At 62.6% G+C, this 25,551-nt stretch carries 25 protein-coding genes; 17 read left to right on the top strand and 8 right to left on the bottom strand.

The features are described 5' to 3' along the window. Positions 1-112: 112 nt before the first annotated feature. The 6 genes from J3P82_RS01980 to J3P82_RS01955 are packed head-to-tail and all read right to left on the bottom strand — an operon-like array spanning position 113 to position 10,047. Positions 113-574 (bottom strand): chemotaxis protein CheW, encoded by a 462-nt coding sequence (locus J3P82_RS01980; protein ID WP_434560312.1) that lies wholly within the window; start codon positions 572-574, stop codon positions 113-115. Then, positions 567-6,494 (bottom strand): Hpt domain-containing protein, encoded by a 5,928-nt coding sequence (locus tag J3P82_RS01975; RefSeq protein ID WP_434560310.1) that lies wholly within the window; start codon positions 6,492-6,494, stop codon positions 567-569. The genes J3P82_RS01980 and J3P82_RS01975 overlap by 8 nt, the downstream gene beginning before the upstream one ends. A gap of 26 nt (positions 6,495-6,520) precedes the next feature. After that, entirely contained in the window at positions 6,521-8,608 is a 2,088-nt protein-coding gene (locus J3P82_RS01970; protein ID WP_434560308.1) for a methyl-accepting chemotaxis protein, read from the bottom strand. A 49-nt stretch (positions 8,609-8,657) separates the two neighbouring features. Further along, entirely contained in the window at positions 8,658-9,197 is a 540-nt protein-coding gene (locus J3P82_RS01965; protein ID WP_434560306.1) for a chemotaxis protein CheW, read from the bottom strand. 10 nt (positions 9,198-9,207) lie between these two features. Then, positions 9,208-9,573 (bottom strand): twitching motility response regulator PilH, encoded by a 366-nt coding sequence (gene pilH, locus J3P82_RS01960; RefSeq protein WP_186612056.1) that lies wholly within the window; start codon positions 9,571-9,573, stop codon positions 9,208-9,210. 45 nt (positions 9,574-9,618) lie between these two features. Further along, a complete protein-coding gene (locus tag J3P82_RS01955) occupies positions 9,619-10,047 on the bottom strand; it encodes a response regulator (protein ID WP_434560304.1) in 429 nt (142 codons plus the stop codon). A gap of 224 nt (positions 10,048-10,271) precedes the next feature. Here J3P82_RS01955 and gshB point away from each other — a divergent pair, with 224 nt between their 5' ends. From gshB to J3P82_RS01920, 7 genes are all read left to right on the top strand, one after another. Beyond that, entirely contained in the window at positions 10,272-11,243 is a 972-nt protein-coding gene (gene gshB / locus J3P82_RS01950) for a glutathione synthase (protein WP_434560302.1), read from the top strand. 96 nt (positions 11,244-11,339) lie between these two features. Continuing rightward, positions 11,340-12,236, top strand: coding sequence for a TonB family protein (locus J3P82_RS01945; protein ID WP_434560300.1), 897 nt, complete (start codon positions 11,340-11,342; stop codon positions 12,234-12,236). A gap of 88 nt (positions 12,237-12,324) precedes the next feature. Next, positions 12,325-12,894 (top strand): YqgE/AlgH family protein, encoded by a 570-nt coding sequence (locus tag J3P82_RS01940; protein WP_434560298.1) that lies wholly within the window; start codon positions 12,325-12,327, stop codon positions 12,892-12,894. After that, complete coding sequence (gene ruvX, locus J3P82_RS01935; protein WP_434560296.1) at positions 12,894-13,331, top strand: Holliday junction resolvase RuvX; 438 nt, start codon at positions 12,894-12,896, stop codon at positions 13,329-13,331. The genes J3P82_RS01940 and ruvX overlap by 1 nt, the downstream gene beginning before the upstream one ends. A gap of 84 nt (positions 13,332-13,415) precedes the next feature. Next, entirely contained in the window at positions 13,416-13,922 is a 507-nt protein-coding gene (pyrR, locus tag J3P82_RS01930; protein WP_434560294.1) for a bifunctional pyr operon transcriptional regulator/uracil phosphoribosyltransferase PyrR, read from the top strand. Between the two features lie 24 nt (positions 13,923-13,946). Beyond that, positions 13,947-14,951, top strand: coding sequence for an aspartate carbamoyltransferase catalytic subunit (locus J3P82_RS01925; RefSeq protein WP_434560292.1), 1,005 nt, complete (start codon positions 13,947-13,949; stop codon positions 14,949-14,951). After that, positions 14,948-16,219 (top strand): dihydroorotase, encoded by a 1,272-nt coding sequence (locus tag J3P82_RS01920; RefSeq protein WP_434560290.1) that lies wholly within the window; start codon positions 14,948-14,950, stop codon positions 16,217-16,219. Before J3P82_RS01925 ends, J3P82_RS01920 begins: the two co-directional genes overlap by 4 nt. Before the next feature lie 49 nt (positions 16,220-16,268). On the opposite strand, the gene J3P82_RS01915 is transcribed toward J3P82_RS01920, so the two are convergent. After that, a complete protein-coding gene (locus J3P82_RS01915) occupies positions 16,269-16,697 on the bottom strand; it encodes an NINE protein (protein WP_186612062.1) in 429 nt (142 codons plus the stop codon). Positions 16,698-16,946: 249 nt separating this feature from the next. Here J3P82_RS01915 and J3P82_RS01910 point away from each other — a divergent pair, with 249 nt between their 5' ends. Further along, positions 16,947-17,558: a C40 family peptidase gene (locus J3P82_RS01910; protein WP_434560288.1), complete on the top strand. Its 612-nt coding sequence runs from the start codon at positions 16,947-16,949 to the stop codon at positions 17,556-17,558. Positions 17,559-17,710: 152 nt separating this feature from the next. On the opposite strand, the gene J3P82_RS01905 is transcribed toward J3P82_RS01910, so the two are convergent. Further along, the gene (locus J3P82_RS01905; protein ID WP_434560286.1) at positions 17,711-18,745 is read right to left on the bottom strand and encodes a type IV pilus twitching motility protein PilT; all 1,035 of its coding nucleotides are present in this window, start codon (positions 18,743-18,745) and stop codon (positions 17,711-17,713) included. 55 nt (positions 18,746-18,800) lie between these two features. On the opposite strand from J3P82_RS01905, the gene J3P82_RS01900 reads away from it, so the two are divergent. The 9 genes from J3P82_RS01900 to J3P82_RS01860 all read left to right on the top strand — a co-directional run bounded on the left by J3P82_RS01900 (position 18,801) and on the right by J3P82_RS01860 (position 25,539). After that, positions 18,801-19,493 carry a YggS family pyridoxal phosphate-dependent enzyme gene (locus J3P82_RS01900; RefSeq protein ID WP_434560284.1) on the top strand — a complete coding sequence of 231 codons (693 nt, stop codon included), beginning with the start codon at positions 18,801-18,803 and terminating at the stop codon, positions 19,491-19,493. A 28-nt stretch (positions 19,494-19,521) separates the two neighbouring features. Beyond that, positions 19,522-20,340, top strand: a complete 819-nt coding sequence (proC, locus tag J3P82_RS01895) for a pyrroline-5-carboxylate reductase (RefSeq protein WP_434560282.1) — start codon at positions 19,522-19,524, stop codon at positions 20,338-20,340. 10 nt (positions 20,341-20,350) lie between these two features. Then, on the top strand, positions 20,351-20,941 hold the full coding sequence (locus tag J3P82_RS01890; protein WP_434560280.1) for a YggT family protein: 591 nt from the start codon (positions 20,351-20,353) through the stop codon (positions 20,939-20,941). Positions 20,942-21,181: 240 nt separating this feature from the next. After that, positions 21,182-22,321, top strand: coding sequence for a homoserine O-succinyltransferase MetX (gene metX, locus J3P82_RS01885; protein ID WP_063323960.1), 1,140 nt, complete (start codon positions 21,182-21,184; stop codon positions 22,319-22,321). A 7-nt stretch (positions 22,322-22,328) separates the two neighbouring features. After that, positions 22,329-22,949: a methionine biosynthesis protein MetW gene (metW, locus tag J3P82_RS01880; RefSeq protein WP_434560278.1), complete on the top strand. Its 621-nt coding sequence runs from the start codon at positions 22,329-22,331 to the stop codon at positions 22,947-22,949. Positions 22,950-22,974: 25 nt separating this feature from the next. Next, positions 22,975-23,409, top strand: coding sequence for a DUF4426 domain-containing protein (locus J3P82_RS01875; protein WP_434560276.1), 435 nt, complete (start codon positions 22,975-22,977; stop codon positions 23,407-23,409). Then, complete coding sequence (rdgB, locus tag J3P82_RS01870; protein WP_434560274.1) at positions 23,406-24,002, top strand: RdgB/HAM1 family non-canonical purine NTP pyrophosphatase; 597 nt, start codon at positions 23,406-23,408, stop codon at positions 24,000-24,002. Before J3P82_RS01875 ends, rdgB begins: the two co-directional genes overlap by 4 nt. After that, positions 23,999-25,198, top strand: a complete 1,200-nt coding sequence (hemW, locus tag J3P82_RS01865; RefSeq protein ID WP_434560272.1) for a radical SAM family heme chaperone HemW — start codon at positions 23,999-24,001, stop codon at positions 25,196-25,198. The genes rdgB and hemW overlap by 4 nt, the downstream gene beginning before the upstream one ends. Before the next feature lie 17 nt (positions 25,199-25,215). Beyond that, a complete protein-coding gene (locus tag J3P82_RS01860; RefSeq protein ID WP_014340681.1) occupies positions 25,216-25,539 on the top strand; it encodes a DUF3392 domain-containing protein in 324 nt (107 codons plus the stop codon). Positions 25,540-25,551: the final 12 nt, after the last annotated feature.

Below are 25,551 nucleotides of genomic sequence, written 5' to 3'. Positions count from 1 at the left end.
CGATAGGTCCCTTTTTGGGACTTATCAAGTCTTGCCGCTTAACTCGGGGAATCTCGACGGTTTTGAGATCTCGATGAAATGAATACCTGCTCCTACAGGTACAACGCCATGCCTAGTTTTTTACCAGCCCCGCTGCCACCACCAACTCTTCCAACGCCAACAGATCCGGCACTTTCGCCACATGCTCCCCCACCTGCACCGCCGCCTGCTCCAGCCCGCACAGCGGCACGTCGACGTAGCTCAATTGGCTGTCGAGCTTGTAGGAACGCGGGATGCCTTGTACCAGCAGCGCAACGAAGCGCAGTTCCGGCCGACCGCCCAAAGCGTTGAGCACGACGATGCGCGCGCGCTCACCGATCACGGTTTTCTGGCCGCAGGCCGATTCGAAGCTCAGCAGCGGGATCTGCCGTTCACGCCAGCTCACCCAGCCCAGGAACCACGGCGGGGTGTCCAGATCGAACGCGCTGCTCTGGTAATCGATCAGTTCGGCCACCGCCACGTTGGGCAGGATCAGGTGCCGATCAGCCAAGGGCAGCAATAGCCCAGTGAGATGACTGGCGCGAGAGTCATGCATGGTTTTTGCCCCAGTACGCAATGCTGTCGAGCAACACCGACTCTTGGTACGGCTTGCCCAGGTAGTCGTTGACGCCGATTGCCGTGGCGCGGTCGCGGTGTTTCTGGCCGGTGCGGGAGGTGATCATGATGATCGGCAGATGTGCCAGGCGCGGATCGTTGCGCACTTGCGCGGCCACTTCGAAGCCATCCATGCGCGGCATCTCGATGTCCAGCAGCATCAGGTCCGGGGAGTGCTCGGCCAGCAACGCCATGGCGTCCACACCGTCCTTGGCGGTGAGCACGTGCATGCCATGGCGCTCCAGCAGGCGACTGGTGACCTTGCGCACGGTCACAGAGTCGTCCACCACCAAAACCAACAGCGGACGTTGCGGTTCACTCTCGCCTTGCGCACGTCCATCGCGACGCGGGACCTGGTGTGGCAAGGCGCGGATCGGCGCCAGCAGGTCAAGGATTAGCACCACCCGGCCGTCCCCCAGGATCGTCGCTCCCGACAGGCCCCGGACCGCCGAAAATTGCGGACCAAGGCTCTTGACCACGATTTCCCGGGTCCCGGTGGTGGCGTCCACCTGCACGGCAATATGCCGCTCATTGCATTGCACCAGCAGCACCGGCAAGGGTTGGCTCTGGCCCAGCAATTTCGGGCGAGCGCCGGTTTTCAGCAACTCGCCGAGGTAGCACAACTCATAACGCTGCCCGGCATAGGCGTAGACCGGCGGGTCGAGCTGGTAATAGCCGTCCAGCTCGGCGGGAAGCACCCGGACAATGCTTTCAATGGTGTTCAGCGGAATGGCGTACTGGTCCTCGTGACACTGCACCATCAAGGCCCGGTTAACCGCCACGGTGAACGGCAGGCGAATGCGAAAATGCACGCCCTGCCCCGGCGTGGAGTCGATGCCCATGCTGCCGCCCAACTGCCGCACCTCTTCATGGACCACGTCCATGCCGACGCCACGCCCGGATATCTGGGTGATTTTTTCGGCGGTGGAGAACCCGGGCTGCAAGATGAACTGCAACACGTCGCGATCGCTCATGTCGCTGTCTGGCGACAACAAGCCACGCTTGATCGCCTTGCGCCGCACCGCGTCCAGCGGCACACCGGCCCCGTCGTCACGGATGTCGAAAATGATGTCGCCGCCCTCCCGGGACAGGTCGAGGCTGATACGTCCCCGGGCGGGTTTGCCCGCGGCGATCCGCACGTCGGCCGGCTCGAGGCCATGGTCGACGGCGTTACGCAGCATGTGTTCCAGGGGGGCGGCCATGCGCTCGAGCACATTACGATCCATCTCGCCCTCGGCGTTGCCGACCACGAACTCAACGTCCTTGCCCAGCTCCTGCGCCACTTGCCGCACGATGCGTTTGAGGCGCGGCAGCATGCGCTCGAACGGCACCATGCGCGTACGCATAAGGCCCTCTTGGAGTTCGGTGTTGATGCGCCCTTGCTGTTGCAACAGGTTTTCCGCGTCGTGGTTGCTGCGATCAAGGGTTTCCTTGAGGTCGAGCAGGTCCGAGGCGGACTCGAACAGCGCCCGGGACAATTGCTGCAACTGGGAGTGGCGGTCCATTTCCAGCGGGTCGAACTCTTCGTAGCCCAACCGTTCGGCTTCCACCTGTTGGCGACTGAGAATTCGCCCCTGGGTCTCGGTATCCAGGCGGCGCAGCTGGTCGCGCATGCGCTCGATGGTGGTTTCCATCTCGCTCAGGGCGGTACGGGCATCGTTGACCTGCTGTTCGATGCGGCCACGGAAGATCGAGGTTTCACCGGCCAGGTTCACCAGATCGTCGAGCAATTCGGCGGAGACCTTGACCATGTCCGCACCGTCGCTTGACGCGACGGGCTCGGCTCGCGCCAGCAAAGGCGCCGGGGCCTGGGGCAACGCCGGTTCCGCTGCCGCAACGGTCGCGGGGGCCTCGCCGCCCTGCGGATGGTTCACGGCCTGGATCCGCGCAATCAATCGATCGCCTGGCGGACATGGCTGGCCGGCACGAACCGCGTCGAGCATCTGCGCCAGCCGGTCATGGCTGCCCTGCAACAAGCTGAAGAGCTCCGGGCTTGGCTGCAACAGGCCCGCCGACAGACCTTCATAAAGGTTCTCAAGCTCGTGGGCGAGATCGCCGATGGGCGCGATTTCCACCATCCGCGCTCCACCCTTGAGCGTGTGCAAGTCTCGCAGCAGCGTTTCCACGGCCTGGCGGTTCGCCGGATCTTCCTGCCAACGCAGCAACGCCGCGCCGGAACTCTCGAGAATGTCGAACCCTTCCTCAAGGAAGATTTCCAGCAGCTCAGGATCGTGCCCGGCCACATCGCTCGAACCTGACCCTGGCATCTCGATGGCGTTAGGCCTGTCCTGACGGAACCGGTGGATCGCGTCGATCAACGCAACCGGATCCCCCAACGGTTGACCTTGCTGCAACTGCCCAAGCAACAGATCGAGGCGTTCGTGGCTGCTGTGGAGCAACTGCGCCAGCTCCGCGCTGTAGCTGTAGCGGCGGTCCACCAGCCCTTCGTAGAGACTCTCCAACTCTTGGGCGAGGTCGCTGACCGGCCGGATATCCGCCATGCGCGCGCCACCCTTGAGGGTATGCAAATCGCGTTGCAGCGATGACAACGGTGCGCCGTTGTCCGGGTCGGCGAGCCAGCGCTGCAAGGCTTGAGCGGCACTTTCGAGAATGTCCTGGGCCTCTTCGAGGAAAATCGCCGCGATGTCATCGTCCACCGAAGTGTCGGCGGGGGCGCTGCGCTCCATTTCGGCCGTCGCGTGGCTCAGTTCGCGGATGCTCAGGGTGCGGCTGCCATCGCTGCGGATCAGTCCCGTGGCGGCCGGATCGAGACTCTCTTCAAGCAGGCTGCGCAGGGCCTGCACGCGTGCAGGCTGCGGATTCACATGCTGCCCGGCCGCCAGTTCATCAAGCATGTCGATCAGCGCTTCATGGGCCCGTTGCGCCTCTTGAAAAAAGGCCTCGTTGACCGCCAGGCTGCTTTCCTCCACCGCACCATAGAGATCGAGCAAGGCTTCGCAGAGCTCGTCCACCGGGTGCAGGTCGGCCAGGTGCGCGCCTTCGCCGAGGGTGGTCAGCTCATCGAGCAGCGCGCTCAATTCCTGGCCTTCGGCGGGATGTTGTTGCCACCGCTGCAGCAGGTTTTCCGCGTCCAGCAGGATGTCCATGCCTTGGGCGAGGAAGTTATTGATCAACTGCGGATCGCGCCTGGTTCGCACGCCTTGGTCCGGCGAGCCGTGGACCGCTTGCAGGCGCTCGGCCAACAGCGCCCGGGCGCGCTGGATCAGGTCGGCGGCACCGGGGATCGGCGACAGCGGTTCGCTGTGCAACTGGCGCAGGCCCCGTCGCAGCAACCCTTCGCCTTCCAGCAACAGCTCAACCTCCTCCAGGTCGAGAGCCAGCAGATGCGCCCTGTATTCCCGGGCCATTTCGTCCATCACCCCGGCGAGCTCGGCGATCGGCGCTACACCGGCCATCGATGCGCTGCCCTTGAGCGTATGCAAGGCCCGTTGCAGTTCGTCGCCGGCTTGCAATGGCAACTGTTCGGCGGCTTGGTCGAGAAAGCGATTGAGCGTGGCGAGGTGGGCCTGGGCTTCGTTGTCGAAAATTTTCAGGAGCAAAGGATCGAGCGCAGCCACGTCCTGTTCGTCGTCATCCTCTTCATCACTGCCTTTGGCAAGCGCATGGGCACGGGCGGCCAAGCGGTCGACATCGTCACGCTGGCGCTGGTGAGAGGCCGCGAAATCGGCGACCAGCTCAGGCAGCAATTGCACCGTTTCTTCAACCAACTGCCGGACCGAAGTGCCCGGCCCGACGCTGCGTTCCAACACGCGATTGAGCAGGTTCTCCACAGCCCAGGCCAGCTCACCCAGGATCAGCGCCCGGACCATCCGACCGCTGCCCTTGAGGGTGTGGAAGGCTCGGCGCAGTTCAGCCAGGGCAACGTGGTCATCCGTGTGAGCGGCCCAGCGCGGCAGGTACTCATGCAGGACGTCCAGCACCTCGGCGGTTTCCTCAAGGAACACTTCGCGCAGTTCATCGTCCACCGGGCTTTCATCCCGCGGCGGCGGCAGCAGGCTGGCCGGCATGTTCCTCGCCGGCGGGTTGACCGCCGAGACCGGGCTGGCCAGGACTTCGGCGAGCGATTGCACGGTTTGCGGATCGTCCAGTTCCTGCAAGTCCTGCATGACCTGGGCCTCGTTGGGGCTCAGCACATCATCGAGCAACGGCACGCGGGCTTCGTCTGGGAAATAGCCGAGGGCGCCGAGACTGCGTTCGACCTCATCCAGCAGACCCTCGGCAGGCTTCTGCGGGTCTTCGCTCAAACGCTCCAGGTAATATTCCAGGCCGGTGATCACATCGGCCAGATGGTCGAGTTCTTCCCAACCCGGCTGTGCATGATCGAGCAGCAGATGCTCGTGGATGAAACCGTTGCAAGCCTCCACGAGACTGGCGGCACGGCTCAACGGAATCATCGCCAGCGCGCCACGCACCTGGGTCAGCAATCCCGGCAACGCCTCGAGCTGCTCGCTGTTCCAGTCGGCGTCGATGTAATCGACGATCATGTCCTTGGCCTGTTGCAGGCAGGTGTGGGCTTGCTTGATGACGATCTGGTGGATCTGGGTCAGGTCAATCGTTGGTAGAGGGTTGTCGTCGCGGCTTTCAGGCTCGACGGTGCCGACCATGCCGGCCAGCGTTGCCTCGACATAGAGCAAGGCCCCCGCGACATCCATGAGCGTCGCGTCATCCGGGTCGCGTTGACCCTGGGCGAGGCTCAGCACTACCGCCAATTGGTCGATGATCACTTTGCGCGGCTGGCCGAAACCGAGCACCGCCAAGGTGTCGGCGATCTGCCGCAGGGGCGCCAACAGGCTGTCCAGTTCCGAGGCGTGCTGGCGGTCGCTGCGCACGAACAGGTCCAGGCGCTCCTTGACCCGCACCAATTCCTCGCAAAGCGCCGCCAGCACCGAGCGCATGGCATCGCGGTCGGGCCCGGCCAGCCGCGCGCGTTCTTCATCGACCATGGCGCCGTCGGACAGCGCGTCGTCCAGTGAGTAGCGTTCTTTCATGATCTGCATCTGCCCGCTGGGGTGTTCGGCCTTGGCAATATAGAACAACAAGCTTTTGACCAAGTGGGGTGGGGCCGGTTGATTGATGCCGGCAATGCCCTGCTCCAGCAGGCGCTTGAGTTCTTTGTCGGCGTCCTTGAACAGGCTGCGCAGCGCCGGGCTGTTGCCGATGCGTGCGTCGCGCATGCCCTCGACCAGCGCCGAAGCGACTTGCCACAGCGCGTTGAGTGGCGCGCCGGCACACAAGGTTTCCATACGGTGAAAGACTTTGGCCAGGTAACCGAGATGGGTGGCGTCGTCCTGTTCGCGCAACAGCCCCACCAGGGCCACTTGCAGGGTCTGGCGCAACTTGCGCAAGGTGCCTGGCAGGTCGGCCGGCTCGAGCCGTTTCAAGGCGTCCTCGCCGAGCGGGGCAATATCGGCTAATTGCGGACTGAAAAGGCTGGTTTCCGACAACAGGCTCTCGCCCCGGGCACTGCGCAAGTCGTTGATCAATGGCAGCACCACTAAAGGCAGGTCGCGACGAGCGCCCTGGACCCGATCAAGATAGATCGGCAACTGGCCCAAGGCTTGGCGCAACAGGCTGATGGCCTCGTCGCGATGGACGATTCGATCGCTCTGCAAGGCACCGCACAGTTGCTCCATTTCCTCGGCCAGCAACGCCGCGCCGTAGAACTCGACCATCTGCAGGCCGCCATGGACCTGATGGATGCAGGCCAGGCATTGGGCAAGGGCATCCGACGCCTGCGGGTCGTCCACCAGGCGATTGAGGGCCAGGTGGGCCTGCTTCAGCGTTTCGGCAATCTCGCCCTTGACCCATTCCAGGGCCACGTAGTCGTGCCGATCACCCATAACCACTCCAAATCATATGCAGCACATCAGCCCTTGTGAGGCAGGTACGACGAATCACCCTTGCCCTCATCAGCCATAGGCTTCTCGGGCAAGGTGAACCCCGACACCGAACGGCGCAGCTGGCTGGCCATTTTCGCCAGGTTGCCAATGCTCTCGGCGGTGGCAGTGGAACCGGACGAGGTCTGGCTGGTGATCTGCTGGATCACGTTCATGGTCAAGGAGATCTGCCCCGCCGAGGTGGTCTGCTGCTGCGCCGCGTTGGAAATGCTCTGGATCAGTGCCGCCAAGGTCTTGGAAACCCCTTCGATTTCTTCCAGCGCGACCCCGGCATCCTGTGCCAGCCGGGCGCCGCGGACCACTTCGGTAGTGGTCTGCTCCATGGAGATCACCGCTTCGTTGGTGTCGGCCTGGATCGCTCGCACCAGCGTCTCGATCTGCCGGGTCGCCGCCGAGGAGCGCTCCGCCAACCGCTGCACTTCGTCGGCCACCACCGCAAAGCCGCGCCCGGCATCGCCCGCCATGGACGCCTGGATCGCCGCGTTGAGCGCGAGGATGTTGGTCTGGTCTGCAATATCGTCGATCAGGCTGACGATATCGCCGATTTCCTGGGACGACTCGCCCAGGCGCTTGATGCGCTTGGCGGTGTCCTGTATCTGTTCGCGAATGTTGTCCATGCCATGAATGGTGTTGTGCACCACCTCGTTGCCCTTGTTGGCGATTTCCACGGAACGCTCGGCCACGGCCGACGACTCGGCGGCATTGGCCGACACCTGATCGATGGACTGGGCCATTTCATTGATTGAAGTCGAAGCTTCGCTGATCTGCTGGGCCTGGTGCTCGGACGCCTGGGCCAGATGCATGGCGGTGGCCTGGGTTTCCTGCACGGCGGCAGCCACCTGGCCGGCGGTCAGGTTGATCGTGGCCACCAGATCGCGCAGTTGATCCACCGAATAGTTGATCGAATCGGCGATGGTCCCGGTGAAGTCCTCGGTGACCGAAGCCGTCACGGTCAGGTCGCCGTCGGCCAGGTCTTCAATTTCGTCCAGCAAACGCATGATCGCGTTCTGGTTGCGCTCGTTCTTTTCGGCGGTTTCACGCAATTGGCGATTGGTCTCGCGGACCATTACCAACCCGATCAGGATGATCGACATCAGCGCCAGCAAACCCAATACATAGCCGCCAATGGTGTTCACGGAACGCCCGCCGGCCAGGTTTTCGAAGGCCGTGGCCAGGTGCGAGGCTTCGTCGAGCAGGGTCTGCGACAGGTTGAAGATGTTGCCCGCCGACTCGCGGACCTTGAACAGCTCCGGAGAAGTTTCGAGAATTTCATCCACCGAGCCTGAGACAAATTCGAACAGCTCACTGATTTCAGTCAGGCGCGCCCGGGCATCGCGATCCTGTACCTGGGAAATTTTCAAGGTCGCGTCGCCCTGCAACATGCCGTTGAGCACCTGGCCAAAGCGCGCGGCGTCGCGGCCAAACGTATCGGCCGCCTGGCTAGCGTTCTCGTCGCCGGCCAACACCGTGTTCACCGCGCCAAGAATCCGCTCGGCCAGCAATGACTGGCGCTGGGCCATGGCCACTTGGGCGGCCGGCGCGCCGCGTTGCAGGAGGATTTCAACGACTTTCTCGTATTCGACCTGCAGTTGCGGCACGGTTTCGGCCAGGGTCGCCGCGACCTGATGCAACGACAGGACGGTCTGCTCGCTGGACAAGATGGCATCGGTGTTCTTCAGCAGGCGTTCCCAGTCCAGTTGCACAGCGCGCATCTGCGGGCGCAGGGTGGCGGGCGCCGGCGGCAGGCCAGTCACCGGGTCGCCTTGTTTCAGATACCCCCAGCGCTGGGCAAAATCGTTGCGCGCATCGCTCAGTAATTTGAAGGCCGCGGCCTTGCCTGTCGCGGCCTCGGTGGCATTCTTGGCGATGCGCTGGGACAACACTCGCAACTCACCGGCATGGCCGATGTACTGCTTGTCGTACGTAGACTGGGTGTTGAGGTACGCGAAGTTGGCAAATAACAGCATGATGAAGACAATCAGCGCGACGAACAGCACGATGATCTGCGAACGACTGCGCGACGCCTCCAGAGTCTTGCCTGTTTGAGTTTTGATCATCGCTCCTCGCCTGTCCTGCTCGCTTCCACAGGGGCCGCGCTAAGTCTCGTTAAACCGCCACATCCATGAATCCTGGCGAGCGCGCCAGCGCAAACGGGCTGAACACCCGCCATTGCCGCTCTGCGCCAAAACGGCCCTGGACGAAGGCCGATTCCGGGCCATCGAGGTCGTTCGTCGAAGTCGATTCGAGGCTGCCCTGGGGGAAATGCTGCAACCCCTGGACTTCGTCCACCAGCAAGCCGGCGAACACCTCGTCATGATCCACCACCAGCACCCGCCGCTGCTTGCGCACGCTGGACAGTTCATGGCCGAAGAAACCGCACAGATCCATCAATGGCAACAAACGCCCGCGCAGGTTAGCCACGCCGCGAACCCATGGCTTGACCCCGGGCAAAGGCGTGTGGCGCGGCTCGTGCAGCACCTCGCTGACTTCGCCCATGGGCGCCACGTACCAATGATCGCCCAGGCGAAAGCCGATGCCGCTCCAGCTATCGCGGTGGACCGGTTGGGACGGCAAGTCCGCGCCCAATAGCCGACAGCGCCGATCGATCTGCAGCAACAGCTCGAATGCGGTCAGGGATTGGCTCATGGCCGCACTTTCAACCCGCCAGCACTTTGTTCAGGGTCGCGATCAGGGTTTCTTCGTCCACCGGCTTGGTCAGGTAGTCCTTCGCCCCCTGGCGCGTCCCCCAGACCTTGTCGGTTTCCTGGTCCTTGGTGGTGATGATGATGACCGGGATATGACCGGTGTCCGGGTCCTTGGTCAGTTGGCGCGTGGCCTGGAACCCGTTGAGGCCGGGCATGACGATGTCCATCAACACCGCGTCGGGCTTTTCCTGGCGTGCCAGTGCCACGCCATCGGCGCCGTTCTCGGCCTTCAGGACTTGATGGCCGTGCTTTTCCAGCATGCCGGTCAACTTGTACATTTCAGTCGGCGAATCATCGACGATCAGAACTCGTGCCATGGTATTCCCCATTCTTCTAGACCTCAGGCCCGAGGCCGAGCGTCATTAATGTGCCTGGTGCAACTGGGCAGCGGCAAAACCCGGGACATGGGCCTGTATCGCGCCCAGCAACTCTTCCTTGCTGAAAGGCTTGGTCAGAAACTGATCGGAACCGACGATGCGTCCCTTGGCCTTGTCGAACAAGCCATCGCGGGACGACAGCATGATCACTGGCGTGGCCTTGAAAGCGCTGTTGTTCTTGATCAGGGCACACGTCTGGTAACCGTCCAGGCGCGGCATCATGATGTCGACAAAGATAATGCCTGGGTGATGGTCGACGATCTTGGCCAGGGCATCGAAGCCGTCGATCGCCGTGATCACCTCGCAACCGACGTTGCGCAGCAAGGTTTCGGCGGTGCGGCGGATGGTCTTCGAGTCGTCGATGACCATGACCTTCAAGGCGCTGGGTTGCTGCTGCGTAAGATGCTCTGCCATTGCCACTGCAAACCGGTTTTTAACGCGTGAGTGTGATCGACAGCGCAAACCCTTGATGTTCAAGGCCCGCACGTCACATGGCAGCCTTTTTAGCACAGTCTCCAGCGCCGATCTATCAGCCGCTCGGTACGGCGGTTTTTCCTTGACCGCCAATCTTGGGGGCGCCACTCTGACGCCACTTTTTCACGCCCTTCGTGCCCACCCAATTTTCGAGGAACCAAGCCATGAGCGTACGCGTCGGCATTGTCATGGACCCTATCGCCAGCATTTCCTATAAGAAGGATAGCTCGCTGGCCATGTTGCTGGCCGCTCAGAAGCGCGGCTGGGAGCTGTTCTATATGGAACAGCGCGACCTCTACCAGGCCGAAGGCCAGGCCCGGGCGCGGATGAAGCCGCTGAAGGTCTTCGCCGATCCCGAGAAGTGGTTCGAACTGGGCGAAGAAAGCGATGCGCTGCTGAGCGACCTGAACGTGATCCTGATGCGCAAGGATCCGCCGTTCGACATGGAATTCGTTTACTCCACCTACCTGCTGGAACAGGCCGAGAGCGCTGGCGTACTGGTGGTCAACAAGCCGCAGAGCTTGCGCGACTGCAACGAAAAGCTCTTCGCCACGCTGTTTCCTCAGTGCACGCCGCCGACCATCGTCAGCCGTCGCCCGGACGTGTTGCGCGAGTTCGCCGACCATCACGGCGACGTGATCCTCAAGCCTCTGGACGGGATGGGCGGCTCCTCGATCTTCCGTCACACCGCCGGTCACCCGAACCTGTCGGTGATCCTTGAGACGCTGACCTTGCACGGCAAGCAGCAGATCATGATCCAGGGTTACCTGCCGGCCATCGTCGATGGCGACAAACGCATCCTGATGATCGACGGCGAACCCGTCGATTATTGCCTGGCGCGTATCCCGGCCGCGGGTGAAACCCGGGGCAACCTGGCGGCCGGCGGTCGCGGCGAAGCCCGCCCGCTGACCGAGAAGGATCGGTGGATCGCCGCCCAAGTCGGCCCGACCCTGCGCGAAAAAGGCCTGCTGTTCGTCGGCCTGGATGTGATCGGCGAGCACCTGACGGAGATCAACGTCACCAGCCCGACCTGTATCCGCGAAATCGACAATGCCTTCGGAACGGACATCGGCGGGATGTTGATGGATGCCATCGAGAAGCAGCTACAAGCGGCAAGCTTCAAGCGGCAAGTTTGATGCAGCTTGTCGCTTGCAGCTTGAGGCTTGAAGCAAAAAACCAACATTGCGTTATCATGCCCGGCCTGTGAAACCCGCGATGTTGGTTTTTTTGTCATGACACGCCCATCCGATCTGCCCCAAGAGCTCGCCCATCGTGGCGTGCGCCCGGCTGATCGTCTCGGTTTTACCTTGTTCCTGGCGGCATTGATCCACTTGGCCGTGCTGCTGGGCGTTGGTTTTGCCACGGTCGAACCCAAGCAGATCAGCCAGACCCTGGAAATCACCCTGGCCACCTTCAAGAGCGAAACCAAGCCACAGAAGGCGGACTTCCTGGCCCAGGAGAACCAGCAAGGCAGCGGCACCCTGGAAAAGAAAGCGATTCCCAAGACCACCGAGATCGCGCCATTCCAGGACAACAAGGTACAAAAGATCACCCCGCCCCCGGCCGCCAAGCCGGAGGTGCAGGAGACGGCGCCGAAGGCTGCCGTCACCACCGTGGCGCCAAAGCCGAAAAAGGCCCCGGTCAAGGAAGAGGTCAAGCCTGATCCGAAACCCAAGGCCCCCGAGCCAACCTTCGACAGTTCGCAGCTGTCCAGCGACATTGCTAGCCTGGAAGCCGAGTTGGCCCAGGAGCAGCAGTTGTACGCCAAGCGTCCGCGCATTCATCGCCTGAGCGCTGCGTCGACCATGCGCGACAAGGGCGCCTGGTACAAGGACGAGTGGCGCAAGAAGGTCGAGCGCATCGGCAACCTCAACTACCCCGAGGAAGCCCGGCGCAAGCAAATCTACGGCAACCTGCGATTGATGGTCTCGATCAACCGCGACGGTTCGCTGTATGAGGTGCTGGTACTGGAATCCTCCGGTCAGCCCTTGCTGGACCAGGCGGCCCAGCGAATCGTGCGCCTGGCCGCGCCGTTCGCGCCGTTCACAGGGGATCTGTCGGACATCGACCGACTGGAAATCATCCGCACCTGGAAGTTTGCCCGCGGTGATCGGCTTTCCAGCAACTGAACCTGCTGTGGTTAAAGGTGGCTGTGATCGGCGCTTCCTGCGCATCCCCGGCTTGTCAGTTCGCGCCTGCGCCGCCACACTAGCGCCTATGAAAAACGTCAGCCCCACCTACCTCAAGCATCACTTCCTGATTGCCATGCCGCACATGGCTGATCCGAATTTTGCCCACACCTTGACCTACATCGTCGAGCACACGGCCAATGGGGCCATGGGACTGGTGGTCAATCGTCCGCAGGAACTGAACCTGGCGGATATCCTTGAGCAACTGCGGCCCGAGGTCGAGCCGCCACTCTTGTGCCAGCACGTACCGATTTTCATCGGCGGCCCGGTGCAGACCGACCGCGGTTTCGTACTCCATCCGTCGGGCCCCAAATTCCAGGCCACCGTCGACCTGAATGGCGTGTCGCTGTCTACCTCCCAGGATGTGCTGTTCGCCATCGCCGACGGCGTCGGCCCGGAGAAAAGCCTGATCGCCCTCGGCTACGCCGGTTGGGAACCGGGGCAACTGGAAGCCGAACTGGCTGACAACGCCTGGCTGACCTGCCCATTCGACGCCGATATCCTGTTCAACACCAGCAGCGAACTGCGCCTGGAAGCGGCGGCCAGCCGGCTGGGTGTCAACCTCAACCTGCTCACCAGCCAGGCAGGACACGCCTGATGGCGCTGCGCTTGCTGCTGGGCTTCGATTACGGCACCAAACAGATCGGCGTCGCGGTCGGCCAGGTCATCACCGGCCAGGCCCGCGAGCTGTGCACGTTGAAGGCGCAGAATGGCGTTCCGGACTGGAACCAGGTCGAAGCGCTGATCAAGGAATGGAAGCCCGACGCCGTGGTGGTCGGCCTGCCGTTGAACATGGACGGCACGCCCAGCGACATGTGTCTGCGCGCGGAAAAGTTCGCGCGCCGGCTCAATGGCCGCTACAACCTGCCCTTCTATACCCATGACGAGCGCCTGACCACCTTCGAGGCCAAGGGCGAGCGCCAGGTACGCGGCGGGCAGAAAGGCAGTTACCGCGACAACCCGGTGGACGCCATCGCCGCGGCCCTGCTGCTGCAAGGCTGGCTCGACGCCAACACCGCCCTGTTTGAAACCTGATTTTCTGAAAGCGCCGCCAAGGCGCTTTCTTTTAGCGAAAGACCGCGCCTCTCACCACCGGCCCGGGAACCTGAAGGAGCCAGCATGAGCCTGCCCAATCCTGCCGAACTGATCAGCCAGATGGCGATCCGTCTCACGGCGCACCTGGAACAACGCGGCATCAGCGAGCCGCGCTACATCGGCATTCGCACCGGCGGCGTCTGGGTTGCCCAGGCCTTGCTCGATGAACTGGGCAGCGACTCACCGCTGGGCACCCTGGACGTGTCCTTCTATCGTGACGACTTCAGCCAGAACGGCCTGCACCCGCAAGTACGCCCTTCGGCGCTGCCGTTCGAGATCGAAGGCCAGCACCTGGTGCTGATCGACGACGTGCTGATGAGCGGGCGGACCATCCGCGCGGCCATGAACGAACTTTTCGACTACGGTCGCCCGGCCAGCGTGACGCTGGTGTGCCTGCTGGACCTGGACGCCGCCGAGCTGCCGATTCGGCCGAACGTGGTCGGCGCGACGCTGGCGCTGGCCGCCGATGAGCGAGTCAAGCTGTCCGGCCCGTCGCCGCTGCAACTCGAACTGCAAGACCTTGCCCTTTAACTGCCCTTGTAAGAGTCCATCGCGATGACGCCTCTCGAAACCAAGCGCCCGCTGCAGCTCAACGATCAGGGCCAGCTGCGGCATTTCCTGTCCCTCGACGGCCTGCGCCGCGAGCTGCTGACGGAAATCCTCGACACCGCCGACTCCTTCCTTGAAGTCGGTGCCCGGGCGGTGAAGAAAGTCCCGTTGCTGCGCGGCAAGACCGTGTGCAACGTGTTCTTCGAAAACTCCACGCGCACTCGCACCACCTTCGAACTGGCGGCCCAGCGGCTGTCGGCGGACGTGATCACCTTGAACGTGTCGACATCCTCGGCGAGCAAGGGCGAAACCCTGCTCGACACCCTGCGCAACCTCGAAGCCATGGCCGCCGACATGTTCGTCGTCCGTCACGGCGATTCCGGGGCGGCGCACTTCATTGCCGAACACGTCTGCCCACAGGTGGCGATCATCAACGGCGGCGACGGCCGTCACGCACACCCTACCCAGGGCATGCTCGACATGCTGACCATCCGTCGGCACAAGGGCAGCTTCGAAAACCTGTCGGTGGCCATCGTCGGCGACATCCTGCATTCGCGGGTGGCCCGCTCCAACATGCTGGCCCTCAAGACCCTCGGCTGCCCGGACATCCGCGTGATCGCGCCGAAAACCCTGCTGCCCATCGGCGTCGAGCAATACGGCGTGAAGGTCTACACCGACATGACCGAAGGCCTCAAGGATGTCGACGTGGTGATCATGCTGCGCCTGCAACGCGAGCGGATGACCGGCGGCCTGCTGCCCAGCGAAGGCGAGTTCTACCGCCTGTTCGGCCTGACCACGGCGCGCCTGGCCGGGGCCAAGCCGGATGCCATCGTCATGCACCCGGGGCCGATCAACCGCGGCGTGGAGATCGAGTCGGCGGTGGCCGACGGACCGCATTCGGTGATCCTCAACCAGGTGACCTACGGCATCGCCATCCGCATGGCCGTGCTGTCCATGGCCATGAGCGGGCAAACGGCCCAGCGCCAATCCGACCAGGAGAACGCCCAGTGAAGCTCAGCATTCTCGGCGCACGCGTGATCGATCCAGCCAGTGGCCTGGATCAAGTGACTGACATTCATATAGATGCCTGCAAGATCGTCGCCCTTGGCGCGGCGCCGGTCGGTTTCGTCGCGGTCGACATCCTCGACGCACAAGGGCTGGTGGCCGCTCCCGGCCTGGTGGACCTGAGCGTCGCCTTGCGCGAGCCCGGCTACAGCCGCAAAGGCAGCATTGTCAGCGAAACCCGGGCCGCCGCTGCTGGTGGCGTAACCAGCCTGTGCTGCCCGCCCCAGACCAAGCCGGTGCTGGACACCTCGGCGGTGGCCGAACTGATTCTCGACCGCGCCCGGGAAGCCGGCAACACCAAGGTCTTCCCGATCGGGGCGTTGAGCAAAGGCCTGGAGGGCGAGCAACTGGCTGAGTTGATCGCCTTGCGCGACGCCGGTTGCGTGGCGTTCGGCAACGGCTTGAACAGCTTCCGCAACGCCCGCACCCTCTGCCGTGCACTGGAGTACGCCGCGACCTTCGGGCTGACCGTGGTTTTCAACTCACAGGATCATGACCTGGCCGAAGGTGGCCTGGCCCACGAAGGCCCGACCGCCAGCTTCCTGGGCCTGCCGGGTATTCCGGAAACCGCCGAGACCGTGGCCCTGGCCCGCGACCTGCTGCTGGTGGAGCAAAGCGGCGTCCGTGCCCATTTCAGCCAACTGACCAGTGCCCGCGGCGCGGCGTTGATCGCCCAGGCCCAGGCCCGCGGCTTGCCGGTGACCGCCGATGTGGCGCTGTACCAGTTGATCCTGACCGACGAAGCGCTGATCGATTTCAACAGCGTCTACCATGTCCAGCCGCCGCTGCGCACCCGCGCCGACCGCGATGGCTTGCGCGAGGCGGTGAAGTCCGGCGTCATTTCGGCCATCTCCAGCCATCACCAACCCCACGAGCGCGATGCCAAGCTGGCCCCGTTCGGCGCCACCGAGCCAGGCATCAGCAGCGTCGAACTGCTGCTGCCGCTGGCCCTGACGCTGGTGGAAGACGGCTTGCTCGACCTGCCAACCCTGCTGGCACGCCTGAGCGCCGGCCCGGCCCAGGCGCTGCAGCTTCCAGCTGGGAAACTGGCCGTGGGCGCGCCGGCGGACTTGGTGCTGTTCGACCCCGCCACCTCCACCGTGGCCGGTGAAGCCTGGCGTTCCAAGGGCGACAACTGCCCGTTCCTCGGCCACAGCCTGCCGGGTGTGGTGCGCTACACCCTGATGGATGGGCGGATCACCCACCAGGCCTGAAAAAATCGAGTCGCCTGCTGCGCGAATGCAGGCGACTCGATTTACCGTCTTACTGGAAAGCTCCGCGTTTCTGAGCATTGCGGATCGAAACCTGATCGTTCAGCGTCCAGAAGTCATACAGCACGCCCAGGAAAAACACCCCGCCGGTCAGCAGATAGAGGATGCCGCTGAGCCATTTGCCCTGATACATGCGATGCACGCCCAGTACGCCGAGAAACGTCAGCAGTATCCACGCCACGCTGTACTCGATCGGCCCCGGCGTAAAACGCAGGTCCGCTTCGCGGTCCATGGCCGGAATCAGGAACAAGTCGATCAGCCAACCGATGCCCAGCAGCCCGAAGGTGAAGAACCAGATCGTGCCGGTGACCGGCTTGCCGTAATAGAAGCGGTGAGCGCCGGTAAAACCCAAAATCCACAGCAGATACCCGATGACTTTGCTGTGGGTATCGCGAATTGCGCCCTGCTGATAGCTGTTCATGAATGGCCTCTTTTGCCTCGATAGAAAAATTTGTTCAGATTTTTTGTGACTTTTTTGTGTCTCGCCGACAAGCGGTCCTGACCACCTCGAATCACGCAAGTGCCCGTGACACGGGGGTTCTGTCGGACAATCGGGGCAAATTGTCGCAATTTTGCCGGGTTTGCGCTGGGTTTCGAATCGACAAACGGCCTCGGAATGGCAAAAAAAGCTGTTATAAAGTTGCGCGCTAACCTTCAAGAGCCCTGCCTAATGCGTCCATTTTTCAAGACATGGCTAACCATTTGCCTATTATTGCCACTGGCCGCCCACGCCACCAATCGTGAGCAACGTCTTCCCAACGTCAACGGCTATACCCCTAAATCCCATGTTTCTGCTCCCTCGAGCAAGAACAAGCAAAGCGTCCAGCGTTTGAGCAGCTCGCATAGCAGGCTGGTGCCACCCATGGCGACCAAGACAACCAGCAATGTCCTGAGCCGCGCCGTGAATGTACTCGGCACACCTTACCGTTGGGGCGGAAGTAGCCCAAGCAAAGGTTTCGATTGCAGTGGTCTGGTGAAGTACGCTTTCAACGACGCCACGTTCGACCTGCCGCGCACCTCCAACGCCATGGCAGCCGGCCACGGCGAGAAAGTCGAGCGCAAGGACCTCAAGCCTGGCGATCTGATTTTCTTCAAGCTCAAGAGCCGCCGGGTCAACCACGTGGCCATCTACTTGGGCAACGACCGCTTCATCCACGCCCCGCGCCGTGGCAAGTCGGTGACCATCGACACCCTGAACAAACCGTACTGGAACACTCATTACGTGGTTGCCAAGCGGGTGTTGCCGAAAGAGCCGAATACGCTGCGCGTCGTTCAACGCTGATCCCCGTGGCGAGGGAGCTTGCTCCCGCTGGGTGGCGCAGCCGCCCTAAACAGACCAATGATATCTGTGGGCCCAATTATTTTGGGTCCGCTTCGCGGCCCAGCGGGAGCAAGCTCCCTCGCCACAGGGATTGCACTACCGCCCCTGCCCTTCTAAAAACTATCCGGCGTCCGCGCCCGCTCCCGCGCATGCTCGCGGCTGATCAATCCCTTGGTCACCAAGTCTTTCAAGCACATGTCCAGCGTCTGCATCCCCAGCGAGCCGCCAGTCTGGATCGACGAATACATCTGCGCGATCTTGTCTTCCCGAATGAGGTTTCGGATCGCCGAGGTTCCCAGCATGATTTCGTGGGCAGCGACCCGGCCGCCACCAATCTTCTTGACCAGGGTCTGGGAGATCACTGCCTGCAACGATTCCGACAGCATCGAGCGAACCATCGATTTTTCATCGCCCGGGAATACGTCCACCACCCGGTCAATGGTCTTGGCCGCCGACGTGGTGTGCAGGGTGCCGAACACTAGGTGCCCGGTTTCGGCGGCGGTCAGCGCCAGGCGGATGGTCTCCAGGTCGCGCATTTCCCCCACCAGGATCACGTCCGGGTCTTCTCGCAGCGCCGAGCGCAGGGCGGTGGAAAAACTTTGAGTGTCGCGGTGCACCTCACGCTGGTTGATCAGGCACTTGCGCGGTTCATGAACGAATTCGATCGGGTCTTCGATGGTGAGGATGTGATGGTGCTTGTGGCTGTTCAAGTAATCGATCATCGCCGCCAGGGTGGTGGACTTGCCTGAACCGGTCGGGCCGGTCACCAGCACCAGCCCGCGAGGGGCCTCGGTCACTTTGCGAAACACCTCGCCCATCCCGAGGTCTTCCATGGTCAGGACTTTCGACGGAATGGTCCGAAACACTGCCCCCGCGCCACGATTCTGGTTGAAGGCATTGACCCGAAACCGCGCCACGCCGGGCACATCGAAGGAAAAATCGGTTTCCAGAAACTTCTCGTAATCCACTCGCTGGCGGTCGTTCATGATGTCGAAGATCAGCTCATGAACCTGCTTGTGGTCCAGTGCCGGCAGGTTGATCCGCCGCACGTCGCCATCGACGCGGATCATTGGCGGCAGCCCGGCGGACAGGTGCAGGTCCGACGCGCCCTGTTTGGCGCTGAAGGCCAGTAACTCAGTGATATCCATAGCGCTCCTCAATTCCAGTAGAATGCCGCGAACCTCAGACCGCTGGCCTTTCTTTATGACCACGATAGCAGACAACATTGCTCAGGTTAGATCGCGCATCCATGCCGCGGAACAGGCCGCCCAACGCGCCGGACACAGCGTCCAGCTATTGGCGGTGAGCAAGACCAAGCCCGCCCAGGCACTTCGCGAGGCTTATGCCGCCGGCCTGCGGGACTTCGGCGAGAATTACCTGCAAGAAGCGCTGGGCAAACAGGCCGAACTCACCGACCTGCCCTTGATCTGGCACTTCATCGGCCCCATTCAATCGAACAAGACGCGCGCTATCGCCGAACATTTCGACTGGGTGCACTCCGTGGATCGCCTGAAAATCGCCCAACGCCTGTCCGAGCAGCGCCCGGCCGACTTGCCGCCGCTGAATATCTGCATCCAGGTCAACGTCAGCGGCGAAGCCAGCAAATCCGGCTGCACGCCAGCGGACCTGCCCGCCCTCGCCAGCGCCATCAGCGCACTGCCGCGCCTCACATTGCGCGGGTTGATGGCCATTCCCGAGCCCACCGACGATCGCTCCGAACAGGATGCAGCTTTTGCCGCCGTCCAGCGTTTGCAAGCCAGCCTGGACCTGCCGATGGACACATTGTCCATGGGCATGAGCCATGACCTCGAATCCGCCATCGCCCAAGGCGCTACCTGGGTGCGCATCGGCACGGCCCTGTTTGGGGCTCGCGACTACGGCCAAGCGCCCAGCTGACTCACTCATCTCTTTATAAGGACCCGTCATGAGCAACACGCGTATTGCCTTTATCGGCGCCGGCAACATGGCCTCCAGCCTGATCGGCGGCCTTCGGGCCAAGGGCTTGGATGCTTCACGGATTCGCGCCAGCGATCCGGGTGAAGAGACCCGTCACCGGGTGAGCGCCGAGCATGGCATCGAAACCTTCGCCGACAACGCCCAGGCCATCGATGGGATGGACGTCATCGTGCTGGCGGTCAAGCCGCAAGCGATGAAAGTCGTGTGCGAGGCGCTTCGTCCGAACCTCAAGCCCCATCAACTGGTGGTGTCGATTGCCGCGGGTATTACTTGCGCGAGCATGAATAACTGGCTCGGCGCCCAGCCGATCGTGCGCTGCATGCCCAACACTCCCGCGCTGCTGCGCCAGGGCGTCAGCGGCCTGTTCGCAACCGAACAGGTGACCGCCGAGCAACGCCAGCAGGCGCAAGAGTTACTGTCGGCTGTCGGCTTGGCGCTGTGGCTGGACACCGAGCAGCAACTGGACGCGGTCACCGCCGTCTCCGGCTCGGGCCCGGCGTATTTCTTCCTGCTGATCGAAGCCATGACCGCCGCAGGCGAAAAGCTCGGCCTGCCTCGCGAAGTCGCCGCCCAGCTGACTGTGCAGACCGCTCTGGGCGCCGCCCACATGGCGGTGTCCAGCGACGTCGACGCGGCCGAGCTGCGTCGCCGCGTGACTTCACCGGCCGGCACCACCGAAGCAGCCATCAAATCGTTCCAGGCCGGGGGCTTCGAAGCCCTGGTGGAAAAAGCACTCGGCGCCGCCGCGCACCGCTCGGCCGAAATGGCCGAACAACTGGGCCAATAAGGAGCCATTCATGATTGGATTGAACACTGCAGCGGTCTACGTGCTGCAAACCCTCGGTAGCTTGTACCTGCTGATCGTGCTGATGCGCTTCGTGTTGCAACTGGTGCGCGCCAACTTCTACAACCCGCTGTGCCAGTTCATCGTCAAGGCGACCCAGCCACTGCTCAAGCCGCTGCGCCGGATCATCCCGAGCCTGTTCGGCCTGGACATGTCGTCGCTGGTATTGGCGATCCTCATTCAACTGGCGTTGATGGCCCTGACCCTGCTGCTGACCTATGGCACCATCGGCAACCCGCTGCAACTGCTGATCTGGTCGCTCATTGGCGTGACCGCGCTGTTCCTGAAGATATTCTTCTTCGCCCTGATCATCAGCGTGATCCTGTCGTGGGTCGCGCCGGGCAGCCACAACCCGGGCGCCGAGCTGGTGAACCAGATCTGCGAACCGGCCCTGGCACCGTTCCGCCGCATCGTGCCGAACCTCGGCGGCCTGGATATCTCGCCGATCCTGGCGTTCATGGTGCTCAAGCTGATCGACATGCTGGTGATCAACAACCTGGCGGCGATGACCCTGATGCCGGAAATCCTGCGTCTGCTGATCTAAAGCACACCGCAGTTTCCTGTGGCGAGGGAGCTTGCTCCCGCTGGGCTGCGAGCAGCCCCAAACCAGGCGCCATCGTCTTCCAGACAGCCCCGGGCGGCAGTTTTCAGGGCCGCTTCGCGCCCCAGCGGGAGCAAGCTCCCTCGCCACGGGTAAAGCGGTGGCCAATCAGCGCCGCCCTTTGCTTGCCGCTTGCCACAGCGGTCTTTAGACTTACGCCTCATTTCAACGAGAGCAGGGTCGATGCCAGCTGCCTTTCCCCCCGATTCCGTTGGTCTGGTGACGCCGCAAATGGCGCATTTCAGCGAGCCCCTGGCCCTGGCCTGCGGTCGTTCGCTGCCAGCCTATGACCTGATCTACGAAACCTACGGCACCCTCAATGCCACGGCGAGCAACGCCGTGCTGATTTGCCACGCCCTGTCCGGGCACCACCACGCCGCCGGTTACCACAGCGTCGACGACCGCAAGCCCGGTTGGTGGGACAGTTGCATCGGCCCCGGCAAGCCCATCGACACCAGCAAGTTCTTTGTGGTCAGCCTGAACAACCTCGGCGGCTGCAACGGCTCTACCGGCCCCAGCAGCCTCAATCCGGACACCGGCAAGCCGTTCGGCGCCGATTTCCCGGTACTGACCGTGGAAGACTGGGTGCACAGCCAGGCGCGCCTGGCCGACCGCCTAGGCATTGGCCAGTGGGCAGCGGTGATCGGCGGCAGCCTCGGCGGTATGCAAGCGCTGCAATGGACCATCACCTACCCGGACCGCGTGCGCCACTGCCTGGCAATCGCGTCGGCGCCCAAGCTCTCGGCGCAGAACATCGCCTTCAATGAAGTAGCGCGCCAGGCAATCCTCACCGATCCGGAGTTCCACGGCGGGTCGTTCCAGGAACACGGGGTGATTCCCAAGCGCGGGCTGATGCTGGCGCGGATGGTCGGGCACATCACTTACCTGTCCGACGACTCCATGGGCGAAAAATTCGGCCGTGGCCTCAAGAGCGAAAAGCTCAACTACGACTTCCACAGCGTCGAGTTCCAAGTCGAGAGCTACCTGCGTTATCAAGGTGAAGAGTTCTCCGGGCGTTTCGACGCCAACACCTACCTGTTGATGACCAAGGCGCTGGACTACTTCGATCCGGCGGCGAACTTCGACGATAACCTGGCGAAAACCTTCGCCAACGCTACCGCCAAGTTCTGCGTGATGTCGTTCACCACCGACTGGCGCTTCTCTCCGGCCCGCTCTCGGGAACTGGTGGACGCGCTGATGGCCGCGCGCAAGGACGTCTGCTACCTGGAAATCGACGCACCCCAGGGCCACGACGCCTTTTTGATCCCGATCCCGCGCTATTTGCAGGCGTTCGGCAACTACATGAACCGTATTACGCTGTGAGGACGCCATGAGAGCCGATCTGGACATCATCCAGGAATGGATCCCCGCCGGCAGCCGCGTGCTCGACCTGGGCTGCGGCAATGGCGAACTGCTGACCTGGCTGCGGGACAACAAGCAAGTGACCGGCTACGGCCTGGAAAACGACCCGGACAACATCGCCGAATGCGTGGCCAAGGGCATCAACGTCATCGAACAGGACCTGGACAAGGGCCTGGGCAATTTCGCCAGCAACAGCTTCGACATCGTGGTCATGACCCAGGCCCTGCAAGCCGTGCATTACCCCGATAAAATTCTCGACGAAATGCTCCGTGTCGGCCGCCAATGCATCATCACCTTCCCCAACTTCGGGCATTGGCGCTGCCGCTGGTACCTGGCGAGCAAAGGGCGCATGCCGGTCTCGGAATTCCTGCCCTATACCTGGTACAACACCCCGAACATCCACTTCTGCACCTTCGAGGATTTCGAAGCTCTGTGCGGTGAGCGCGAAGCCCGGGTCATCAATCGCCTGGCGGTCGACCAGCAGCACCGGCACGGGTGGGCAAGCAAGCTATGGCCTAATCTGCTAGGTGAAATCGGCATCTATCGGGTCAGCAGCCCAGGCCTGGCCGACCACCAGGTCGCAATCTGAACACCGGCCTTTTCAGGAGCACGACATGAAACGCCTAGCACTGTTTTTGATCACCGCCTGCCTGAGCGCGGGCGCCATGGCTGCCGACGTCATCAAGGCCGAGCGCAAGGAAGTGTTCGGTGACGTTACCGTGCACTACAACACCTTCAACTCCACCTTCCTGACACCCGACATCGCCAAGGCCGCCGAACTGATCCGCAGCAAGAACCAGGGCGTGATCAATGTCTCGGTACTCAAGGGCGGCAAGCCGCTGATCGCCCAAGTCAGCGGCACGGTGAAGGACCTGACCAGCAAGACAGTCACCCTCACCTTCCGTCAGGTCACTGAACCAGGCGCGATCTATTACATCGCCCAGTACCCGGTGGACCAGCAGGAAATCCGCACCTTTGAGATCAAGGTGCAGACCGGCGACAAGGTCAGTACGATCAACTTCAACCAGGAACTGTTCCCGGGGCTATGATGAACCTCACCCAACTCGTGCTCGCCAGCCACAACGTCGGCAAACTCAAGGAACTCCAGGCCATGCTCGGCGGCTCGGTGCGACTGCGCTCGATCGGCGAATTCAGCCAGGTGGAGCCGGAAGAGACCGGCCTGTCGTTTGTCGAGAACGCCATCCTCAAGGCTCGCAATGCCGCGCGTATCTCGGGTTTGCCGGCGCTGGCCGACGATTCCGGGCTGGCCGTGGATTTCCTTGGCGGCGCGCCGGGCATTTACTCGGCCCGTTACGCTGATGGCAAAGGTGACGCGGCGAACAACGCCAAGCTCCTCGATGCTCTCAAGGACGTACCCGAAACCGCGCGCGGAGCACAGTTCGTGTGTGTCCTGGCCTTGGTGCGACATGCCGACGATCCGCTGCCGATCCTCTGCGAAGGCTTGTGGCACGGGCGCATCCTCACCGAAGCCAGCGGAGAACACGGTTTCGGCTACGACCCGCTGTTCTGGGTGCCGGAACGCAATTGCTCCAGCGCTGAGTTGGGGCCCGTGGAAAAAAATCAACTGAGCCACCGCGCCCGCGCCATGGCCCTGCTGCGTCAACGCCTGGGCTTGCAATGATCAATGATGCTCCGCCACCGCTGATCCACGGCGGTGCACAAACGCCACGGGGTTCGCTGCCAGTGCTGCCGCCCCTGGCGTTGTACATCCACATCCCGTGGTGTGTACGCAAATGTCCTTATTGCGATTTCAATTCCCACACCGCCAGCCCGCAGCTACCGGAAGAGGAATACGTCGACGCATTGCTCGCCGATCTCGACCAGGACCTGCATGCTGTGTATGGCCGGGAACTGAGCTCGATCTTTTTCGGTGGCGGCACCCCAAGCCTGTTCAGCGCTCAGGCTTTGGGGCGATTGCTCCGGGGCGTCGAGGCGCGCGTCCCTTTTGCGCCGGACATTGAAATCACCCTGGAAGCCAACCCCGGAACCTTCGAGCAAGAGAAGTTCGTCGCGTACCGGGCGCTGGGCATCAATCGGCTGTCCATCGGCATCCAGAGTTTCCAGCAGGCCAAGCTCGAAGCCTTGGGCCGGATCCATAATGGCGACGAAGCGGTACGCGCCGCCGGCATGGCCCGCCAGGCCGGGTTCGATAACTTCAACCTGGACCTGATGCACGGCCTGCCGGATCAGTCCCTGGACGATGCCCTGAGCGACTTGCGCCAGGCCATCGCCTTGAAGCCGACCCATTTGTCCTGGTACCAGCTGACGCTGGAGCCGAACACGGTGTTCTGGAACCAGCCGCCGACCTTGCCGGAAGACGACACTTTGTGGGATATCCAGGAAGCCGGGCAAGCGCTGCTCGCCGAACACGGCTACGCCCAGTACGAAGTCTCGGCGTATGCCCAGCCTGGGCGCGCGGCACGGCACAATCTCAACTATTGGAGTTTCGGCGATTTCATCGGCATCGGCGCCGGCGCCCACGGCAAGCTCAGTCATCCGGACGGGCGCATCGTGCGAACCTGGAAGACCCGCTTGCCCAAGGACTATCTCAACCCGGCCAAACGCTTCCTCGCCGGTGAAAAACAGCTCGCCAACGAAGAGCTGCCCTTCGAATTCCTGATGAACGCGCTGCGCCTCACCGATGGCGTGGACGCGCAGCTTTATCCACAACGCACCGGGCTGTCCCTGGACAGCTTGGCCGAAGGCCGCCGCGAGGCCGAACAAAGTGGCCTGTTGCAGGTCGAACCGTCACGTCTGGCGGCGACCGAGCGCGGACAACTGTTTCTCAATGACTTGTTGCAAAAATTTCTGAGCTGATCAAACAAGGAAAACGAATGGATCTGGTACTCGACCTGCTCGCCACCGTGTCCCGCTGGAGCCGCAGCAATCTGTCGGAAATCTCCCTGGCACTGGTTGGCTGCCTGCTGGTGCTGTTTGGTGCTGACATCAAGGGCTGGGTCGAGCAACGCTTGGGCAGCATCGCCGGCGCCTTGCGCGTCCCGCTGATCGCCCTGCTGTGCATGATCGGCAGCGGCGCCGCACTGATCTACGCCACGCCGTGGATCGTCCGAGGCTTGAGCCAGTTCAACAACTACAGCCTGGCGCCGGTATTGCTGGTGGTGCTGGTGCTGATTGGCGTGGTGGCGGACCGTCGATAGACCGTGAAACGA

Origin of the sequence: Pseudomonas sp. Z4-20, assembly GCF_051131955.1 — a bacterium.
In the GTDB taxonomy this organism is placed as follows: Bacteria; Pseudomonadota; Gammaproteobacteria; order Pseudomonadales; family Pseudomonadaceae; genus Aquipseudomonas; species Aquipseudomonas marvdashtae.
This window is presented reverse-complemented; position numbering and strand designations above follow the sequence as displayed.

Excerpts from the sequence above, each read along its gene's own strand:
- J3P82_RS01925 (WP_434560292.1), top strand. The coding sequence starts at position 13,947 with ATGACGCCTCTCGAAACCAAGCGCCCGCTGCAGCTCAACGATCAGGGC.
- J3P82_RS01975 (WP_434560310.1), bottom strand. The coding sequence starts at position 6,494 with ATGGGTGATCGGCACGACTACGTGGCCCTGGAATGGGTCAAGGGCGAG.
- J3P82_RS01875 (WP_434560276.1), top strand. The coding sequence starts at position 22,975 with ATGAAACGCCTAGCACTGTTTTTGATCACCGCCTGCCTGAGCGCGGGC.
- J3P82_RS01900 (WP_434560284.1), top strand. The coding sequence starts at position 18,801 with ATGACCACGATAGCAGACAACATTGCTCAGGTTAGATCGCGCATCCAT.
- J3P82_RS01980 (WP_434560312.1), bottom strand. The coding sequence starts at position 574 with ATGCATGACTCTCGCGCCAGTCATCTCACTGGGCTATTGCTGCCCTTG.
- metX (WP_063323960.1), top strand. The coding sequence starts at position 21,182 with ATGCCAGCTGCCTTTCCCCCCGATTCCGTTGGTCTGGTGACGCCGCAA.
- J3P82_RS01915 (WP_186612062.1), bottom strand. The coding sequence starts at position 16,697 with ATGAACAGCTATCAGCAGGGCGCAATTCGCGATACCCACAGCAAAGTC.
- proC (WP_434560282.1), top strand. The coding sequence starts at position 19,522 with ATGAGCAACACGCGTATTGCCTTTATCGGCGCCGGCAACATGGCCTCC.
- J3P82_RS01970 (WP_434560308.1), bottom strand. The coding sequence starts at position 8,608 with ATGATCAAAACTCAAACAGGCAAGACTCTGGAGGCGTCGCGCAGTCGT.
- gshB (WP_434560302.1), top strand. The coding sequence starts at position 10,272 with ATGAGCGTACGCGTCGGCATTGTCATGGACCCTATCGCCAGCATTTCC.
- pilH (WP_186612056.1), bottom strand. The coding sequence starts at position 9,573 with ATGGCACGAGTTCTGATCGTCGATGATTCGCCGACTGAAATGTACAAG.
- J3P82_RS01940 (WP_434560298.1), top strand. The coding sequence starts at position 12,325 with ATGAAAAACGTCAGCCCCACCTACCTCAAGCATCACTTCCTGATTGCC.
- J3P82_RS01860 (WP_014340681.1), top strand. The coding sequence starts at position 25,216 with ATGGATCTGGTACTCGACCTGCTCGCCACCGTGTCCCGCTGGAGCCGC.
- J3P82_RS01910 (WP_434560288.1), top strand. The coding sequence starts at position 16,947 with ATGCGTCCATTTTTCAAGACATGGCTAACCATTTGCCTATTATTGCCA.
- J3P82_RS01945 (WP_434560300.1), top strand. The coding sequence starts at position 11,340 with ATGACACGCCCATCCGATCTGCCCCAAGAGCTCGCCCATCGTGGCGTG.
- J3P82_RS01955 (WP_434560304.1), bottom strand. The coding sequence starts at position 10,047 with ATGGCAGAGCATCTTACGCAGCAGCAACCCAGCGCCTTGAAGGTCATG.
- metW (WP_434560278.1), top strand. The coding sequence starts at position 22,329 with ATGAGAGCCGATCTGGACATCATCCAGGAATGGATCCCCGCCGGCAGC.
- hemW (WP_434560272.1), top strand. The coding sequence starts at position 23,999 with ATGATCAATGATGCTCCGCCACCGCTGATCCACGGCGGTGCACAAACG.
- J3P82_RS01890 (WP_434560280.1), top strand. The coding sequence starts at position 20,351 with ATGATTGGATTGAACACTGCAGCGGTCTACGTGCTGCAAACCCTCGGT.
- J3P82_RS01905 (WP_434560286.1), bottom strand. The coding sequence starts at position 18,745 with ATGGATATCACTGAGTTACTGGCCTTCAGCGCCAAACAGGGCGCGTCG.
- pyrR (WP_434560294.1), top strand. The coding sequence starts at position 13,416 with ATGAGCCTGCCCAATCCTGCCGAACTGATCAGCCAGATGGCGATCCGT.
- rdgB (WP_434560274.1), top strand. The coding sequence starts at position 23,406 with ATGATGAACCTCACCCAACTCGTGCTCGCCAGCCACAACGTCGGCAAA.
- J3P82_RS01965 (WP_434560306.1), bottom strand. The coding sequence starts at position 9,197 with ATGAGCCAATCCCTGACCGCATTCGAGCTGTTGCTGCAGATCGATCGG.
- ruvX (WP_434560296.1), top strand. The coding sequence starts at position 12,894 with ATGGCGCTGCGCTTGCTGCTGGGCTTCGATTACGGCACCAAACAGATC.